Source organism: Pedobacter sp. GSP4, from assembly GCF_051857575.1.
Lineage (GTDB): Bacteria > Bacteroidota > Bacteroidia > Sphingobacteriales > Sphingobacteriaceae > Pedobacter.
The window spans coordinates 1-19093 of record NZ_JBPZIR010000002.1; the positions used below are offsets into that span (position 1 = coordinate 1).

The 19093-nt window shown below is 41.4% G+C and carries 15 protein-coding genes; all 15 read left to right on the plus strand.

The genetic code is table 11. From position 1 onward, the window contains the following. The first annotated feature begins 379 nt into the window (after window positions 1-379). The 15 genes from ACS5PU_RS03620 (at window position 380) to ACS5PU_RS03690 (ending at window position 19088) form a co-directional block, all read left to right on the plus strand. The gene (locus ACS5PU_RS03620; protein ID WP_439457909.1) at window positions 380-1597 is read left to right on the plus strand and encodes a sterol desaturase family protein; all 1218 of its coding nucleotides are present in this window, start codon (window positions 380-382) and stop codon (window positions 1595-1597) included. Beyond that, window positions 1587-2279, plus strand: a complete 693-nt coding sequence (locus ACS5PU_RS03625) for a lysoplasmalogenase (RefSeq protein WP_439457910.1) — start codon at window positions 1587-1589, stop codon at window positions 2277-2279. Before ACS5PU_RS03620 ends, ACS5PU_RS03625 begins: the two co-directional genes overlap by 11 nt. A 506-nt stretch (window positions 2280-2785) precedes the next feature. Beyond that, a complete protein-coding gene (locus ACS5PU_RS03630; RefSeq protein ID WP_439457911.1) occupies window positions 2786-3394 on the plus strand; it encodes a DUF4255 domain-containing protein in 609 nt (202 codons plus the stop codon). Then, complete coding sequence (locus ACS5PU_RS03635) at window positions 3391-4500, plus strand: hypothetical protein (RefSeq protein WP_439457912.1); 1110 nt, start codon at window positions 3391-3393, stop codon at window positions 4498-4500. Before ACS5PU_RS03630 ends, ACS5PU_RS03635 begins: the two co-directional genes overlap by 4 nt. 17 nt (window positions 4501-4517) lie before the next feature. Further along, window positions 4518-6299, plus strand: coding sequence for a phage tail sheath C-terminal domain-containing protein (locus tag ACS5PU_RS03640; RefSeq protein WP_439457913.1), 1782 nt, complete (start codon window positions 4518-4520; stop codon window positions 6297-6299). A 4-nt stretch (window positions 6300-6303) separates the two neighbouring features. Beyond that, the gene (locus ACS5PU_RS03645; RefSeq protein WP_439457914.1) at window positions 6304-7743 is read left to right on the plus strand and encodes a phage tail sheath family protein; all 1440 of its coding nucleotides are present in this window, start codon (window positions 6304-6306) and stop codon (window positions 7741-7743) included. Window positions 7744-7764: 21 nt separating this feature from the next. After that, window positions 7765-8199: a phage tail protein gene (locus tag ACS5PU_RS03650; protein ID WP_439457915.1), complete on the plus strand. Its 435-nt coding sequence runs from the start codon at window positions 7765-7767 to the stop codon at window positions 8197-8199. Window positions 8200-8202: 3 nt separating this feature from the next. Further along, a complete protein-coding gene (locus ACS5PU_RS03655; RefSeq protein WP_439457916.1) occupies window positions 8203-8670 on the plus strand; it encodes a phage tail protein in 468 nt (155 codons plus the stop codon). Window positions 8671-8682: 12 nt separating this feature from the next. After that, window positions 8683-8844, plus strand: a complete 162-nt coding sequence (locus tag ACS5PU_RS03660; protein ID WP_439457917.1) for a DUF5908 family protein — start codon at window positions 8683-8685, stop codon at window positions 8842-8844. 2 nt (window positions 8845-8846) lie between these two features. After that, the gene (locus ACS5PU_RS03665; RefSeq protein ID WP_439457918.1) at window positions 8847-9566 is read left to right on the plus strand and encodes a CIS tube protein; all 720 of its coding nucleotides are present in this window, start codon (window positions 8847-8849) and stop codon (window positions 9564-9566) included. A gap of 5 nt (window positions 9567-9571) precedes the next feature. Beyond that, entirely contained in the window at window positions 9572-11299 is a 1728-nt protein-coding gene (vgrG, locus tag ACS5PU_RS03670; RefSeq protein ID WP_439457919.1) for a type VI secretion system tip protein VgrG, read from the plus strand. A gap of 2 nt (window positions 11300-11301) precedes the next feature. Then, entirely contained in the window at window positions 11302-11580 is a 279-nt protein-coding gene (locus tag ACS5PU_RS03675; protein WP_439457920.1) for a PAAR domain-containing protein, read from the plus strand. Between the two features lie 2 nt (window positions 11581-11582). After that, a complete protein-coding gene (locus ACS5PU_RS03680) occupies window positions 11583-12002 on the plus strand; it encodes a GPW/gp25 family protein (RefSeq protein ID WP_439457921.1) in 420 nt (139 codons plus the stop codon). Window positions 12003-12006: 4 nt separating this feature from the next. After that, on the plus strand, window positions 12007-15135 hold the full coding sequence (locus tag ACS5PU_RS03685) for a hypothetical protein (protein ID WP_439457922.1): 3129 nt from the start codon (window positions 12007-12009) through the stop codon (window positions 15133-15135). Further along, entirely contained in the window at window positions 15132-19088 is a 3957-nt protein-coding gene (locus ACS5PU_RS03690) for a hypothetical protein (protein WP_439457923.1), read from the plus strand. Before ACS5PU_RS03685 ends, ACS5PU_RS03690 begins: the two co-directional genes overlap by 4 nt. Window positions 19089-19093 lie beyond the last annotated feature (5 nt).

The following is a 19093-nucleotide window of genomic DNA, read 5'->3' on the forward strand; positions in this document are numbered from 1 at the left end:
GCATAATTAACGCGGTCAGAAACAAAATAGCGCTCAGAGTTGCAGCAGTTATAAAAAACCAGGAGAGCTATAAAAACAATTATAATATAGCTGCTTAAAATTTGTTTTTATCATAACAATCATTTCGAGCGGACCCGATAGCTATCGGGTGTAAGGTAGTCGAGAACCACGAAGTGCTCAGCGAAGCTAAATCTGTGTCTATAGTTTCACCGCCAATGAAAAATTGGCTGGCTCCATCCGATAGCTATCGGATCAAAATAACGGTTCTTCTATTGGGCTGTTAATGGTAACATAGCGAAGACCTTGGCATTTAAATAAACTATGAGTAATTTTAAGCTCTTTCTGAATAATTTTAACCAAATATTTTTCTCCTGATGCTATGAAAGTAGATTACATTGCGTTATCTGTTCCGGTATTTTTCATCCTGATAGGTATAGAACTGGCTTATAATTTCTATAAAAAGCTAAACTATTACCGGCTTAACGATAGTATTGCAAACCTCAGTCAGGGGATTGGTCAGCAGCTTACGGGCATATTTATGAAAACGGCGCTGTTTTTTGGCTATAAATACATTTTTGAACATTGGCGTTTTTTCGAACTGCCTAAAACCATTTGGATTTGGATACTTTTATTCATTGGCGTCGATTTTTTTTATTATTGGTTTCACCGGATGAGCCACCAGGTCAACGCACTCTGGGCAGCCCATATTGTTCACCACCAATCAGAAGAATATAATTTAACCGTAGCCTTACGCCAAAGCTGGTTTCAAGGGTGGTTTAGCTGGGTGTTTTATTTGCCTTTGGCTTTTGTCGGTTTCGATCCGATTATGTTTTTAACGTTGAGTTCGTTTAATACCTTATATCAGTTTTGGATACATACCAGGGCCATTAAACGTATGGGATTTTTGGAGTACATCTTAAATACGCCTTCGCACCATCGGGTACACCACGGCTCTAATCCAAAGTACATTGATAAAAACCATGCAGGTACGCTAATTATCTGGGACAGGCTTTTCGGCACTTTTCAAAAAGAAGAAGAAGAGGTTTATTATGGTATAACCAAACCTTTGGCAAGTTGGAACCCGGTTTGGGCCAATCTTCATTACTGGGACGACCTGATCAAAACGGCTAAGGAATCGCCTAAAATGAGTGATAAAATTAAAGTGTTTTTAAAGCCTCCGGGTTGGTTTCCGGCACATTTGGGCGGTTTTCAGCAGGCACCAGAAATTAACGCCGAAAAATACAGGAAGTACAACCCAGAGTATCAATCCAAACTAACAGGCTATGTGCTGGCACAATTTGTTGTAGCTTTGGCCGCAGGTTCGGCCATATTATTTTCGTATGCTAAAATGGAATCGCTTTCCTTAATATCGGCAACGGTGTTTACTTTACTCACCTTAATTACCTGCGGCGCTTTGTTAGAGCAAAAACAATGGCAGGTTAAATTCGAATATTTTAGGCTGATATTTAGTATCTTATTGTTATTGCTGCTGAAATTTCCTGTCGGATATCAAGTAATTTTTGTTGGCATCCAGTTAATATCCGTAATTTGGTTTTTCAATTTGCAAAAGGCAAACCCCAATTCCGATGAAGACTAAATTATTTTCATTTATTTTTTTTCTAGTTTTTGTAGTTCAGCTATATGCCGAATATGTAGGCAATACCCAGTTGCGGAGTTTCTCTAAACCACTTATTGTAGTGATACTTTTGATCTGGCTTTATCTGGAAACCAATTTAAAAGGCCGTTTTCACAAAAGGATTTTCACCGGACTTATTTTTGCCTGGTTGGGAGATGTTTTATTGATGATGCAAAGTGAACATCCCAGCTTTTTTATTTATGGCCTAGTTGCTTTTTTGGTTTGCCATATATTTTACATCAGGGCATTTACGTTAGATCATAAGTCCAATCCAAAGCATAAAACACCTTATTTTTTGTGGGCTGTAGGCGTATTTGCCATCTTTTGCTCGGGTTTGTTTTTTTACCTGCAGCCAATGCTTGGGGCCATGCAGTTTCCGGTTTTAATGTATGCTATTATCATTACGGTAATGGCTATAATGGCTGTTAACCGCTACGGCAAGGTGAATATTTTTAGTTTTAAATTGATTTTGTATGGGGCCTTATCTTTTCTGCTATCTGATAGTGCCTTGGCTGTAAACAAATTTGCCCAGCCTTTTCCGCAGGCCGGCGCATTAATTATGGCCAGTTACATGGTTGCGCAATACCTTATTGTTTACGGTACAATTGCGCGCAAGCTGGTGGTAACAAGAACCGAAATTTAAGCCTTCTCAATCTATAAAGCTGATATAAGTAGCTTATGGCTAGCAGGTATTGCAAGCTGCTCATCCATCCATGCAGAAACCTTTCTAAAAATTGTCATCCGTATTTTTTATTTCTAGTTCATATCACGGGATTATTGCTGAAATCAAAAAATATTTTCCCCGTGTATTATTAATAATGCGCTTTTTTGGGCTGTTTGAGCCTTTTTTATGCATTTTTCGCCGAGTTTTAGTGCTGTTTTGGTGAAAATATAAATTGCCGTGACCAAAAAACTCGAATTATTCCCCTAAGCTATTTTAAACAATTGATAATTAGGCTGTTAATAACTAGGTTTTTCGTCGATTGATTTCTAGGAAATAAGTGCTTAAATAATTTGCAATAGGCCATTTTTATTCCTTTTTTATTGTTGATAACTTTTTTTTAAAATGTTAATAACTATAGCGGTTTTCCTATCTAAGTTTATGTTAATCGTTTGATTACCAAACAAATCTGCTCAACTTTTTTATCTATGATTAACACTGCTTTGGACTTCCTTTCGAGAGAAATAAATGGATATTTAAACCATATTGCCAACACAGCAAATGATGATTTTATTGTGGTGAGTAGCATTGTTTCGGAGGGTAAACTGGCCATTCCCGAAAAAACAATGGGCATAACTTTAATGAACATTGAAGAGGATAGGGCCATCAAAGATCAGCGCGTTACCGTGAAGAACATGATGGGTGAAATAGAAACCCGTAATCCGGATATTTACCTGAACCTGTACGTACTCATTTCTGCAAATTTTAACCAGGCCGGTACGGAATCGCCAACATTGGATTATTTGGAAGGCTTAAAAAAGCTTTCGCAGGTAATTTCCTTTTTTCAAAGCAAAAATGTATTTACCCAAGCCAATTCCCCTTTACTGGCCACTATGGATAGCAACATAGAACGTTTAAGTGCTGAGCTTTTTAGCTTCAATTTTGAACAGATGAATCATTTTTGGAGCATTATAGGGCATAGTTACCTGCCTTCGGTTTTATACAAAATAAGGATGATTACCGTACAGGAAAATGTTCAATTGGTGCCAGATGGAATAGTGGAAAATATTTTATTAAACACAAAAACCAAGTTATGACGGCTTATCGCAAATTGCTTTCAGTTAATGTGCAGCACAATTACTACGAAGATAATTTGTGTAACGATTTGCGCTTTGTGCCCACCATGGCCTCACAAAAAACAATGGTTAACCAGCGCTGGTTGCTAAAAGCCTTTAACAGCGGTTTTAATGTAATTACCGAAGTAGGCGATAATTTAAAAACTAAAATAGTATTTGCTGATACGACACTGCAGTTTGGCATTTTTCTTAACCAGGCCGCAAAGTTTTTGGGTATTACACAGCTCAATGAAACGGCTCCTGATAAGGAATTTTTAAGCAATAAAAAGATCTACTTTTCGAATAATGCCTTAAATCCTGATCTTAAATACCAGATTATAGACGGGATTGTGGGCGATTTAATGAATTTGACTTTTACCCTTCCGCCGGCCAATACCGGGGCTACGTTAAGGGTAAATTCATCAACCACAAATAACCTGGTCATTGCCTTCGATACCGATGGGCAGCCCGTTAGTGGTCCGTATAAAATTGCAGTGAATAGCAGTGACTTTTTTGAAAAACTGCTGGATATGAGCCGATTGCCGGATGGCCTGTACAGTATATCGATTAAAAATGCAGCCGATACCGGAAATGATTTATTGAGCTATAAAATTTTTAAAAGCAATACTTTAAGTGCCCAATCCATTTTTGGGGTACTCGAATTAAAGCTGCCTGCAAGCAATGCCGCAGTTACGGAAACCAAGTTTTTCATCCGTTTTTTAAGGAAATCTACCATCTGGAAATACTATGTGGTTAACCAAAGCGGTATAGATCTGGATGATTTTGACCTGCTGGTAAAAGATAAAAGCTTAGATGGTACACCGAGCGGAAACCCGGTTTATGCTAAATATACCTTTGCCGGCAATCCCATACCGGCAAACGATCCTGATCCCATTAATAAAATTGCCGACGCGGATATACTGCTCTTTAAAAGCAACGTAAAGATTCCATTTTACCAAAAAGTGAAAATAGGCTTAGAACTGAGTAAAAAGGACGGTGGAACAGAAGTTATTTTAACCAAGAATTTGCCAAATCCGATACCCGAAAAACAGGCGGGCGAGGAGAGTAAAATATATGTATATGTTTAAAAATAATTCATTATGATATGGCGCTAACATATAAACATCCAGGAGTATACATTGAAGAGATTTCGACAATACCCCCATCAATAGCACAAGTAGAAACCGCAATACCGGGCTTTGTCGGTTATACCGCAAAGCGTGAAAAAAACGGAGTGGCTTTTGCCATTAATACGCCGGTTCGGGTTACTTCCTTATTGGAGTTTGAAGTTTTTTTTGGTGGTGCTTTTCCCGAAGTGCTCGAAGTAACCATTAACGAGCCAGAACCGGGAAAATTACTGCCAAAGATTGATGTTAGTCCAGCTACAACCGTTTCGGGCTATTTGTTGTACTACCATGTAAAGATGTTTTATGAAAATGGCGGTGGTGCTTGCTGGGTGGTATCAGTAGGTACTTTTGAAGATACGCCGGATATAGCCAAATCAGAGTTAAAGCTGGGTTTACAGGCCTGCGAGCGCGAAGATGAGATTACACTATTGCTTATCCCCGAAATTACTGCGCTTGGATCCAACTCAGACATTAAAGAGTTGAATGATGCGATGCTTGCCCAGTGTGCAAAGCTGCAAGATCGCTTTGCCTTGCTAGATGCACCACAGGCGGGACAGGCAACAGCCTATCTGGTGGCCGATAAATTTAGAAATGATTTGGTGAGTGCCGATAACCTTAAATATGGCGCAGCCTATTACCCGCAGATACAAAGTGGGGCCAGCTATAACCGCGTGGCAGATGCTGATATCAAAATTGCTGCCGACAACCGCAGTGGCAATAATTTAGGTATCTACAAAAAAGTGGTGAATGCAAAAAAATCAATTACCAAGGTTATTGATACCGCGGCCCCGGTTGCTGCCGTAAAAGCTGTCGCAACCATTACCGTAGATGGCTTAACATTAACCGGACATTCTATTTCTATTGCTGGCTTTAGCTTTACTTTTGGCCCTACAGGCGTAGCTATTGGAGCCGATGAAGCCGCAACAGCAGGTACTTTAAGAACTGCAATTGCAGCCAATACCGATTTAGCCACTTTGATAGACAGCTCGGTTAACCTTGCAGTAGTAACCATTACAGCTAAAACAGCGGGCAGTGCAGGCAATACCATCCCCATTGCTTATGATCCGAAGGGAAATATACCAAGAATTACTGTAAGCGATCCCTTTTTAAAAGGCGGTTTTGATAGCAATGATTTTGTGCTGTTCAACCAGATAAAAGCTGCCTTAGATGCCTATACCGTGCCCCTTTACCCATCAGGTATTATGGCGGGTGTTATAGCCAGGGTAGATAGCGAACGCGGCGTATGGAAAGCACCTGCCAATGTGAGCGTGTTAACGGTTGATAAGCCTTTGATTACCATTAGTGATGAGGAGCAGGATTACCTCAATGTTGACGCTACTTCGGGCAAAAGTATAAATGTAATTAGAAGGTTTGCTGGCCGGGGAACTTTGGTTTGGGGAGCCAGAACTTTGGCCGGAAACGATAATGAATGGCGTTACGTGCCCGTTAGAAGGCTGTTTATCATGGTAGAAGAATCGATAAAGAAAGCAACTGAGTTTGTGGTATTTGAACCGAATGATGCCAAAACCTGGATGCGCGTAAAAACCATGTGCCAGAACTTTTTAAACCAACTTTGGCGGCAGGGCGCTTTGGCCGGTGCCAAACCTGAAGATGCATTTTTTGTGAATGTTGGCCTGGGCATCACCATGACGGCGCTCGATATTTTAGAAGGAAGGCTGATCATAGAAATTGGCATGGCTGCAGTTAGGCCTGCAGAATTTATCGTACTTAAATTTTCTCACCTATTAGCAAAATCTTAAAATTATGGCAACCAATTATAAAACCCCTGGCGTTTATATAGAGGAAATAAGTAAACTGCCTGCATCAATAGCACCTGTTGAAACGGCAATTCCTGCTTTTATGGGTAGAACTGAATTTGCTAAAGATGAAAACGGAAACGATATTCTGCCGGCTGTAGGTAAACTGCCAACGCCCATCCGCATTACTTCTTTTCTCGATTATCAAAAATATTTCGGTGGGGCCAATCCAGAAACTGCTGTTTTTCAATCTACAGGCATACCTACCATAACCGATACCGAAGTTGGTGGTAAAGTAGTAAAACGGGTAATTACCTGCGATGCTAAAAAAAGCGCAGTAAGCGGCCGGTACATGTACTATGCCATCCAAATGTTTTATGCAAATGGCGGTGGGCCTTGCTACATTGTTTCGAGCGGTAATTATGCTTCAACCGTAACCAATGTAGCCGCTAAAGCCAGTTTAGATGCAATAGCCAAGGTAGATGAACCAACCATGCTCGTACTCACCGATAGGCATACTTCGTTTGGGGCTACTTCTGGTTATAAGGATGTTTATGATTATGCCTTGGCACAATGTGCTAAACTGCAAGATCGTATTGCCATTTTTGATGCCTGGGTACTTACAGATTCTCCCTTTACCGATGCCGGTGTAGTACGCGATGATATCAGTATGGATTATTTAAAATACGGTGCGGTTTATTATCCATGGCTACAGAGTACATTGAGCTATGGCTATGATGATAGCATAGTGGTAAAACATGCGGTAAATGCAGCCGATGGACCGTACAATGGCTTAACCTTGGCGGCTATAAAAGCTATGGACTTAAGTACCTATCGCGCGTTGGTAGCCGAGATAGATAAAAACGTAATCGATTTGCCTCCATCAAGTGCAGTGGCCGGAGTTATGGCCCGCGTGGATAATAACCGTGGTGTTTGGAAAGCCCCGGCCAACGAGAGTATAAAAATGGTTACAGGTCCATCTTTAAAGGTTACTGCACAACAGCAGGAAACCCTTAATATCGATCCAACTACAGGCAAATCAATCAATGTAATCCGCTTTTTTACAGGGAAAGGAACTTTGGTTTGGGGTGCCCGCACCTTGGCCGGAAACGATGACGAATGGCGGTATATATCAGTAAGGCGTTTTTACAATTTTGTTGAAGAAAGCGTAAAAAAAGCCACTGAGTTTGTTGTTTTTGAAGCAAACGATGCCAATACCTGGCTGCGGGTTAAAGCCATGTGCGAGAATTTTTTAAACCAATTATGGCGTCAGGGTGCCTTACAGGGAGCAAAGCCCGATGATGCTTATTTCGTCAGGATTGGATTGGGCGTGACCATGACTTCGCTTGATATTTTGGAGGGCAGGATGAATGTAGAAATCGGTATGGCCGCAGTTAGACCGGCAGAATTTATCATCCTGAAATTTTCACATAAACTACAAGAATAATACATCATAAATTATAAAATTATGGCAAATACTTATCCATTGCCGGTGTTTCACTTTCAGGTGGAATGGGGCGGATCACGAATTGGTTTTACGGAGGTTAGTGGTTTAACAGTCGAAACCCAATCAATAGATTACCGTGAAGGAAACTCTCCCGAATACCATGTAACCAAAATGCCAGGAATGCAGCAATACACTGCTATTTCCATGAAAAGGGGCATCACCAAAGGTGACAATGAACTTTTTCAATGGTTTAATACCGTAAGCTTAAATAAAATTGAGCGGAGAGACCTTACCATCAGTTTACTGAATGAAAGTCACGAACCTGTAGTAGTTTGGAAAGTTAGGCGTGCATGGCCATCAAAAGTAGATGGGCCAACCCTAAATTCAACAGGGAACGAAGTAGCCATTGAAACTGTAGAACTGGTACACGAAGGTTTGAGCATCGAATTTACCTAGGGCATGGCGTTAAAAGGCAAAATACAGCCCACCTTTCCTCCGGTTGGTTTTCATTTCCTCCTGCAGATAGAGGGTTTATCTTACGATGGGGTAGATGATATAGGCTTTACAGATGCAACAGGTTTAGAGGCCAACATTACCACAGAAGAATATAAGGAAGGCGGCGAAAACCGTTTTGCGCACAAGCTGCCAACGGCCATAACCTATAGCAACCTTACCTTAAAACGGGGTTTGTTGTTTAACTCAAAGGCCATGCACTGGTTTAAAGAATGTGTAGAAAGTTTTACGTTTAGCCCGAAAGATATCACGCTGATTCTGCTTAACGATGAACACGAGCCATTGCAGGCCTGGAACTTTGTAAATGCCTATCCGGTACGGTGGAGCATTGAAGGTTTTAATGCACAACAGAATGGTTTGGTGATAGAAAGCATTGAGTTTGCCCATCAATATTTTAGACGGGTAGAAGTTTAATAGATTTTTAATATGCCAGTAGAAATTAGAGAGTTGAACATTACCGCTACCGTAACCAATAACGTGGCCGGCTCTGCACCACCAAGCAGAACAGGGCAAACCGTAACGGATAAGAAAATAAAAAAGGCATTGGAAGAGCTGAGGTTGCAGATCAAAAATAAGAATGAGAGGTAATTATGGCTTTAAGTCAGCTGCATGATGAATTGGGTAATTTAGAAAAACTCGTAATCGATGTTTATTCTGATCATAATTTTTCGGGTTCACCAATCGAAACATTTAAGGTATTGTATAATCCCAATACGTATTTCATCGATTATAAAAACGAGCTCGATAATGCAGCGCCCGTTAATGCCGCCGATGGTGTAGGGGAATTTAAATCAACCCGGGGCAAAGAGCTAAACCTCGATTTGTTGTGGGATGCAACATCTGCTTCCTATTCGGGTAATTCTACTTTTCAGGGTGATGTACAAAGCAATAAAACGGTACATAAGGTAATTGAGAAATTTATCGATACCTGTTTTAAGATTAAAGAAGATACACATCAGCCAAATTTCCTGAAAATACATTGGGGAGAGCTTACTTTTCAGGGCATGCTTACGGCAGTTAAGGTTACTTATACCTTATTTGATAATACCGGGAAACCCTTGAGGGCCAAAACCGATTGCACTTTTACCAGTTATACCTCGCTTACCGAGCAATCTAACGAACAAAGGCGCAGCTCGCCCGATTTAACACATTACAGAAACGTAGAAGGCGATAATTCGCTTCCCTTAATGACGTACCATATTTATAAAACGGATCGATATTATTTAGAAGTGGCCAAAGCCAATAAACTGAACAATTTCAGAAAATTAAAACAGGGACAGAATATTTCCTTTCCACCTATTGAAAAATAAATGCCATGCCAGCTAACTCAGGAGTACAAAGTTTTAGCATTACCATAAACGGACAAGCTTTATCCGATGCTGTTGGTATTTTGGAAATTGTGGTAACCAATATGGTTAATGCCATACCCAAAGCCACTGTGGTGGTAATGGATGGCAGTGCTGCTTCGCAGAATTTCGAATTGAGCAATGGGGCCGATTTTATTCCGGGTGCCGAAATCAGTATTGCTGCAGGTTATAATGGCGAAAACGAAGTGATATTCTCGGGCTTAATCATCAGCCAGACCATTAAGGCCAACGAGGAAGGCAGTCAGATGGAAATAGAATGCCGCGATAAGGCCATTAAACTTACCGCTGGCCGGAAAAATAAAATATGGGAAGAGGTGAGCGATAGCGATGCAATAACCGATCTGGTTGGGCAAAGCGGAATTTCCGCCGATATTGATGGCTTGGACCTGCAGCACAAACAGCTTGTGCAGTTTAATTGCAGCAATTGGGATTTTATCGTCACCCGGGCCGAACTGAACAGTGCCTTGGTAATAACCGAGGCCGGGAAATTAACCATTGGTATGCCCGATGCAGGTCAACAGAGTACGGCAACTTACACCTACGGAACAGAAATTTATGATTTTGAAGCCCAAATGGATGCCCGCACACAATATCCGCAGGTAACCACCAAAAATTGGAATTATACCGATCAAGAAGTTAAAGAAAGTATATCGGCGGCTAAAACCTTACCGCAACAGGGAAATGTATCGGGCGATGATCTTGCAGAGGTATTGGGCTGGGAAGACAATAGCTTATACCATTCGGGAAACGTCGCCGAGCAAGAATCGGCCGAATGGGCAACCGCCCAGTTATTTAGAAGCAGGCTAAACCGTGTTATTGGAAATTTTAGGGTGCAGGGCGATAGTAAGTTAAAGCCCGGCATTATTGTAGAACTGATGGGCCTTGGCGATCGCTTTAGTGGCAAATGCTGGGTTACCGGGGTAATCCATTCCTACTCTGGCGAAGCCGCCTGGTACAGCCATGTTCAGTTTGGATTGGATAAAAAACTGCACAGTTACAATTTTGACGACATTGTAGAAAAGCAGGCTACCGGAATTATTCCGCCAGTAAACGGACTGCAGATCGGCATCGTTACCCAGTTGGAAAGCGATCCGGATGGGGAAAACAGGATAAGGGTGCGCCTGCCCACCGTAGCACAGGAAGGTGATGGGATTTGGGCAAGATTGGCCAGCGTTGATGCCGGAAAAGATCATGGATGGGTTTGGAACCCCGAAATAAACGACGAAGTAATTATTGGTTTTATTAACGATGACCCGCGTGATGCCGTGATTTTGGGCAGGCTGTACAGCAGCGCATTCCCACCTCATTTAGAAGCTAAAGATGATAATAACCTAAAGGGATTGTCTACCAGATCTAAATTGCAGGTTTTGTTTGATGATGATAAGAAGATCATCAAGATTGAAACACCCGGGGGGAATTTTATCACACTGGATGAAGACGGGAAACAGGTGGCCATTCAGGACATTAACGGCAATAAAATAGAAATGAGTGCCGATGGGATTAAGATCGAAAGCATAAAAGATATTACCCTGAAAGCCTCGGGCGATTTTAAAATAGATGGAACCAACATCACCACCAATGCCAACGCGGAATTAAAACTGAGCGGAAGCGCAGGCACCGAAGTGAGTTCTTCGGCCATTACAAAAGTTAAAGGAAGTATGGTACAAATAAATTAAACATGGCAAACGCAGCAAGAGTTACCGATACCACCAACCACGGCGGAACAATTATTGGCCCTGGGGTACCAACAGTATTAATTGGTGGTATGCCAGCCAGTGTAGTTGGCGATAACCATGTATGTGTGTTGCCGCCCAATAGCCACCAGCCAACGGTAAGTCCTTTCCCGGCAGGAAGCGCAACCGTGCTGATAGGTGGTTTGCCTGCAGTAAGAACAGGCGATACGTGTATATGCGGCGCAAGTGCCGTGGTAGGATGTCCAACAGTTTCAATTGGTTAGCAATGGATACAGAAAGCAATTTTTTAGGCAAAGGCTGGGCATTCCCACCAGAAATCGTTAAGTACGATGGCGTTAACCGCTTTGCCACGAGTATGGTAAGCGATGTTGCAGATATTAACCAGAGCCTTGAAATTCTTTTCGGAACAGCTGTAGGCGAAAGGGTAATGCAGGCCGAGTATGGCTGCAACGTGGAAGATTTAATTTTCGAACCGATTAATGTTACGCTGGTTACCCGCATTACCGAGCGGATTAGGAGAGCCATAATTTATTACGAGCCGCGCATTAAACTCGATAAACTTGATGTTTTTAAAAACGTGGAATTTGGGATCATCAACCTGGTGGTAACCTACACCATCAGAAGCACCAATACACGGAACAATATTGTTTACCCTTATTATTTAACAGAAGGAACAAATATTTGAAAATATGAGTACCAATTGCAATAAAAATACTGCACCAAGAAACGGAACAAACCGTTTAAACCGCTTACCAAAAGCCCTGGATGCATCTTTTGTTGCCATTGATGAAAGAAGTAAGGCCAGTCTTTATCAGTTTTGCGAAAGTTTGGCAGCCTATGTTAACCATTATTATTATGATGGAATAGAGAAGAAAACCGACTGGAAAGGTGTTTTTAGCCTAGATGAAGTTCGGGAGGATGGTACATCGGAGCCACATTTGGCGCTTTTTGATGCCTTTTTGGATTTGTATGCTATAGCCCAAAAAGACCTTAACCAGTTTACCGGCAAACATTTGGATTATTTCTTTGAAACCGTTCTGGGTTTTGAAAAAAAAGCGGCCAAGCCCGATCAGGTATATTTGATTGTTGAATTGGCCAAACACATATCCCAATACATCCTTAACGATAAAACAGCATTCAAAGCGGCTAAAAACAGTAAAAAGCAAGAGCAGTTTTATAAATTGTTATCCACTTTTAGCTTTAGCCATGCACAGGTGGCCAGTATCAAATCAATCAAGGTTGATGAAACCGAAAGAACCAAAATCTACGCCTCGCCAATAGCCAATTCGAGCGATGGCAAGGGAGGGGAACTGCTTAATCAGGATGGAAGCTGGGATACTTTTGGCGATACCATACACCTGGCCAGTGGAGATATAAAACGCGATACAGCTAATATCGGTTTTGCAATCAGTTCTCCATTGTTCAGGATGGCTGAGGGAAAACGGAAAATAATCCTCAACATTGTATACAATGCACCGTATGGCGTAGTTCCGGTAATTAGCGCCGCAAATTTTAAGGTGATGCTTACCGCCGAAAAAGACTGGGCCGAACTGGATATCGTTTCTGTAAGTTTTACCAGCACCAACCAGTTGGAAATGGTTTTATATGCCGATGAAAGTAAGCCTAAGTTTATAAATTACAGTCAGAAAATTCATTTAAACGATTTGAGAACCAGTTTTCCGGTTTTGAAAGTCGAGGTCATTTCTGCGGCTAACCTTTACGCCAGCTTAACTTTTGCCGCAATTAACAGCATTACCATAAATACAAGCGTAACCGGTATAAAAAACCTTGCCGTACAAAATAGTCTGGGCAAATTGGATGCCGCAAAACCAATGGCTATTTTCGGGACTTCACCAAGCATTGGCGCTAATTTTTATATAGGCAGCAGCGAGGTTTTTCAGCATGAACTGCAAAGCTTAACGCTAAATTTTGATTTTTTAAACCTGCCACCACTTTCTTTTGCCAGTTATTATGATGCTTATACCGTTTTGGCCAATGCAAGCAATGGTAGAGATGCCGATGTTTACGTAAACAATTCGAGCTTTAAAGCAGAGCTTGCTTATCTTGCCCACCGAAACTGGATTAAAGCCGCTACAAGTGAAATAAACCTCTTTGGCGATTCGGATTCAGATACGCTTGCACCACCCGCTCAGTTTTCCAAAACATTAAGCACCCCCGAGCATTTTGAAGCCGATTACAACACCAATGCTGGCGATAACTACACCTTAGATACCGAACGGGGTTACCTAAAACTTAGCTTTACCGCAGGTAATTTCGGTCAATCAGACTACCAACCGGCTTTTAGCAAAGCAGTATTGGATAATGTAGCCACCCCGGGCAGTACGGTGCTGCCCAATGCCCCTTATTTGCCCGTAATTCAGAATTTGAGTATTGATTATACCTGTACCGCAACCATACAGCTTGCAGCAGGCAGCGATAAAACCGTGTATGATACACGCATCCATAAATTTTATTTTATTGTACCTTTTGGGTCTGCAGAAGCACATCCCTATACCCACGGTGCTGTGCATTTACTTCCCAACCAATCCAACCAGGGCGAGTTGTACATTGGTTTAAGTGATGCGGTTGTTCCCCAGAACCTGAGCATGCTCTTTATGGTAAGCGAGGGCAGTGCCGATCCCGATTTCGATAAAGCTATCGTAAAATGGGCTTACCTGCAGCATAACATCTGGCAGGAGTTTAAAAACATAGAGATACTGAGAGAGCAAACCAATGGACTTTTAACCACCGGTATTGTTACCCTAAATATTCCTAAAACGGTAAATGCAGATAATACCTTATTACCAAGTGGTTTACTGTGGCTAAGGGCTTCGGTAACTACCAATGCAGCTGCCGTTTGCGATATCATATCAATTACCGCCCAAGCCAGTGAAGCCGAATTTTCTGTTTATGATGATGTTGTGCCCGAGCAAATAGCCATCGAAGCAGGGGTGATTTCTAAACTTAAAGAACCCGATAGTGCCGTTAAAAAAGTGCTTCAGCCTTATGGCTCATTTGATGGAAAGGCGGCAGAGAGCGGCAACGAATATTATTTAAGGGTGAGCGAAATTTTAAGGCATAAACGCCGTGCCATTACCTTATGGGATTATGAACGCCTAATTTTGGCCCAGTTTCCAAATGTATACACGGCAAAATGCATTAACCATACTTTCTATAACGGCAATGTAAGCAGTTATAATGCCTTATCGCCGGGCCAGGTAACCATTATTGCTGTGCCCGATATTTCGATCAGCAATGCGCCAAATCCATTACAGCCAAAGGTTTCTAAAAATACATTAGAGCAGATAAAAAGCTATTTGGCCAAAACCAATTCGGTATTTGCCAAGCTAAATGTGCAAAATCCAATATTCGAGCAGATTAAGCTTCATTTTCATGTAAAACTGCACAATGGTTTCGAAGAAAATATTTACCTGCCAAAGCTTAAGGCCCAAATCAAAACACTGTTGGCCCCTTGGACCGGTAATTCGGCTACTCAGATGGAATTTGGTGGTAAGATAGAAAAATCGACCATTATCTATCAGCTCGAAAAGCTGGCCTATGTAGATTATATTACCTGTTTTAAAATGTACCTGCTGCGCCCTGCCGGTTTAGAGGATATCTCAACCACGGATTTAGAAACAGCAGAAACAGCTACGGCGGCAAGTATTTTAACTGCTTATCCCGAGCATACCATCCTCAATATCAATGATATTTCCGGGATCAGTAACCCCGATTGTGAATGTGTAGACTGTGATGATAATACCATAATAACAGATAGTGATTTTGTTCCAGTTAACGAATGCGGTTGTAATAAATGAGCGATTTAAAAACCATATCGAAAAACGGTCCACAGCAGGAGAGCATGCAGTTTGATAAACTGCGTGAAATGGGGATTAACCGTATCCAGGCCTTAAGCAAAAGCAATTGGAGCGATTATAATCTTCACGATCCGGGGGTAACCACGCTCGAGGCACTTTGTTATGCCATTACGGATTTGGGCTACCGCTTAACTTTTGATATGCAGGATTTACTGGCGAACGACCCAAATGCTGCCGAGGCTGGGATTGATTTCCGTAATTTTTTTACCGCTAGGCAGATCCTGCACAATGCACCGGTTACCATTAAAGATTTTAGAAAACTTTTGATGGATGTGGCCATTCAGGCGGAAACAGAAACCCTGGGCATAAAAAATGCTTGGGTAATTCCTGCCGATGAAGCCGAAATGAAGCTTTATGTAAACCAAGTGCAACAAAAGCTGGATTATTTTCCGACACCTACAGATGGAACAGGCTTTTTTGTGAAAGGGCTCTATAATTTTCTGATAGAATTTGATCAATCACTGGTTTACGGCGATTTAAACTCCAATGCTATTTCTGCCGTTTATATTATCCATAACCTTTCGGCAGCTGCCGATCCGCTATTGGAAGGCGTAGAAGTAAAAATAGAGATCCATTTTCCGAGATGGGATGATGTAAGTGTCGATTTTAGCAAGGATCTATCCATAATCCCGCAGATTAAAAGTTTAAAAATTGAAGTGGATGAGCTGCCAGATGGTTACGAACTGATTGATAGCAATGATGCCGATAAAACTGTAACCTTTACCGGGACTAATATTGTTGCCGGCGTTAAGGTAGCATTGAGCGGCTTAAGTGAAATTGACGACCAGGTAAATGATTTTATTTTTAACGCCTTAAATGGCCCTTTGCAAACCTATAAACGCAAAATCGGCCTAATAAAAAGCATTATACAGAAAGCAGAAGATAGACTAAACGATAACAGGCCGCTTTGCGAAGATTATTTAAGTACTAAAGCCCTCAAAGTAGAAGAAATTGCCATATGCGGCGATATCGAAATCGATCCTTTTGTTGATGCTTCTGCTGTTGCTGCCGAAATTTATTTTCAGATTGCCCAGTTTTTATCGCCCGATGTATATTTCTACAGCTTGCCCGATATGAAAAACAGGGGGAAAACTACTGAGGATATTTTTGATGGCCCGGCCCTCGAACATGGCTTTATTGATGACGACGAACTGAACGCATCCGAACAGAAATGTACCATCCATGTAAGTGATCTGATCAGGATCATTATGGATGTAAAAATTGATGGCAAGGAAGTTGTTCAATCTGTTAGTGGTTTGCAGCTGGCAAATTTTCCTGAAGATAATGTACTCAACATCAGTAAGAAAAGTGTTAAATGGTGCCTTTCCTTAGCCATAGATCAATTTTATGTGCCCCGTTTATCTGTTAACCTTTCTAACTTATCTTTTTATAAACACAAGCTTCCTTTATCACTTGATAAAGATGAAATGGTGGCGAAATATAAAAAGCTTTTTGCTACATCGCGTAAACGCTACCCTGAAAATCCAATCCTCGATCGTGCTTTGCCGGTAGGCGAATGGCGCGAAACCACCGATTATACTTCCATACAACAGGATTTTCCGCTGGTTTATGGGGTAGGGTCGGAAGGAATTCCGAATTTGCCAACAACCGATGATGAAAGAAACCTGCGGATTACCCAGGCCAAACAGTTTAAGGGCTTTCTATCATTTTTTGATCAGCTGCTATATGGGTATTTACAGCAGATAAATGGCTTGAAGGCATTGTTCAGCCTCAATCAGGAGCAAGATGAGTTTGGGCAGCCTCTGTTAAATAAAACCTATTTCAGCGAACCGTTAAAAGCTACGGCGGGCCACATAGATATTGTGCCCAATGCCACTGAACAAAGGATTTTTAGCGATGGCTACACGGCCCATCTGCAGCAGATTACCGAAAGTAAGCGCGATTTCGAAAAACGTAAAAACCGATTTCTCGATCACCTTTTGGCCCGTTTTTGTGAGCAGTTTAGCGATTATGCCCTCATTGCCTATACCATTGATGGACAAAGAGCGGGAGCAGAACTGATTAAAGATAAATTATCATTTTTAAATGCCTACCCCGAAATTAGCAGCAACAGGGGCAAAGCCTTTAATTACCGCAATGAGCTTAGCTGGTTTTATAAAAATGTTTCTGGTTACGAAAAACGCGTTGGCCTGCTTTTGGGGGTAGATGCAAAAAAAGCAGAAAACCTTCATTTTTCTAAAGCATTCAGGATTTTGCCCGTTTCTACTACTTGGAATATAGTGACCAAAGTTTCTACCAAAGTGCTTTTTGAAGGGGTTGGGCCTTATGCAGATGTGGTTGCAGCAAAATCAGCCATGGAAGAATTGATAAGTGCCGCGGTGCATATCAACAATTATAAAGTTGTAGCAGGCAGCACAGCCGGTAAACACCAGGTGCTGCTATTGACCGATTTAATAGATGGGCGCATTATTGCAAAAAGTAAAAATTCAACCTTAACCCTTACCGCTGTAAATACATTAATTGGCGATCATATTGCGTTGTGTACCAAAGAATTGTGTAACCAGGTTTTGGCTAGCCGGAAAAACTTGAGTCCACCGGTTTTAAATTATTTTGAAGTGCTATCGCATACGGTTGATACCACTACTACACCTTACCTGCACAAAATCGGATACGAGCTGTTTGATAAACCGGTTGAAGATGCTGGCCGTAAAGTAATATTAACCGGAGAAATTGAAGGGCCTGAAGTTAAGGGTATCGATGCTGCTGAAACAAAGCACAATACCGAAATCAGCTTGCTATGGAAACTCATCAGGTTTGCCGCCGATGAAGATTATTACCGTTACGAGCCACAGAATGTAACTGTTTACACGCCCAATTACCATTTCGAGGTTTTTGATATTTACGGCAATGTAATGGGTAAAGCCAAGGCTAAAAATTACAATTATGTTCTGGCACAGATTATTGAAGATAGCACCGCCAATCCAATCGTTAAAATTGTAGGCTCGCTAGCCAATAATGGCACTTATACGGTAAACAATACAGTGGCTTTAGGCGCCAATATCAAGGTAGAAATTAACGAAACACTCCCTAATAACTATCCGGATGGACAATTAAGTTTTACCGAAACATTTAATGCCTACCTATTCGAAAATGGCCGCAAGCTTACCATAACCGGCACTGATTTAACCGATAGGCTGCGCATTGGCGATACCCTGAGCTTAATTAAGCCCTCAGCAGCAACAATTGATTTTCAGATACTGGCTATCAGTTATGCAGACAATAAAACAACCCTGATTTCGGATATAGAACTCGATTTTATAGTTGCACCCAAAATTAGTTACACCAAGCTGTTTGCCATTAAAAACGTTACGCCCAAAACAATTATTATCCGTGCGGGGATGGAAAAACTGGCTGCGGGCAATATGCTCGATTTTTTTAATAAAACCTTTATTGATAGAGAAGGCATCCACCTGATTGAACATATTTTACTGCGGCCTAAAAAACGCGATTTTGACAAACTTTTAAATATCCATACCGATGTAGATTGCGTGCAGTGCAAAATTGCCGATACCTACAGTTTCGTAATGACAGCCGTATTGCCTTATTGGCCAGACCGTTTCCGCGACCGCAATTTTAGAACTTATATCGAGAAAACATTGCGTGAGGAGTGTCCTGCCCACGTTGTGCTTAATGTATGTTGGATAAATCCATTACAGATGGATCAGTTTGAAAAGGCCTATAAAAATTGGCTTATTCAAATCAATACCACCAGTGCAGGCGATGCGGAAAGGGTTAAAGCGCTTAAAAATTTTATAGAAATCATACAGGGTTTAAGGAGTGTTTATCCATCAGGTAAGCTGCACAGCTGCAACGAAAACGAGGTGCAGAAAAATCCACTCATCTTAAATCAAACTAACATTGGCATTTTTTAATTAAT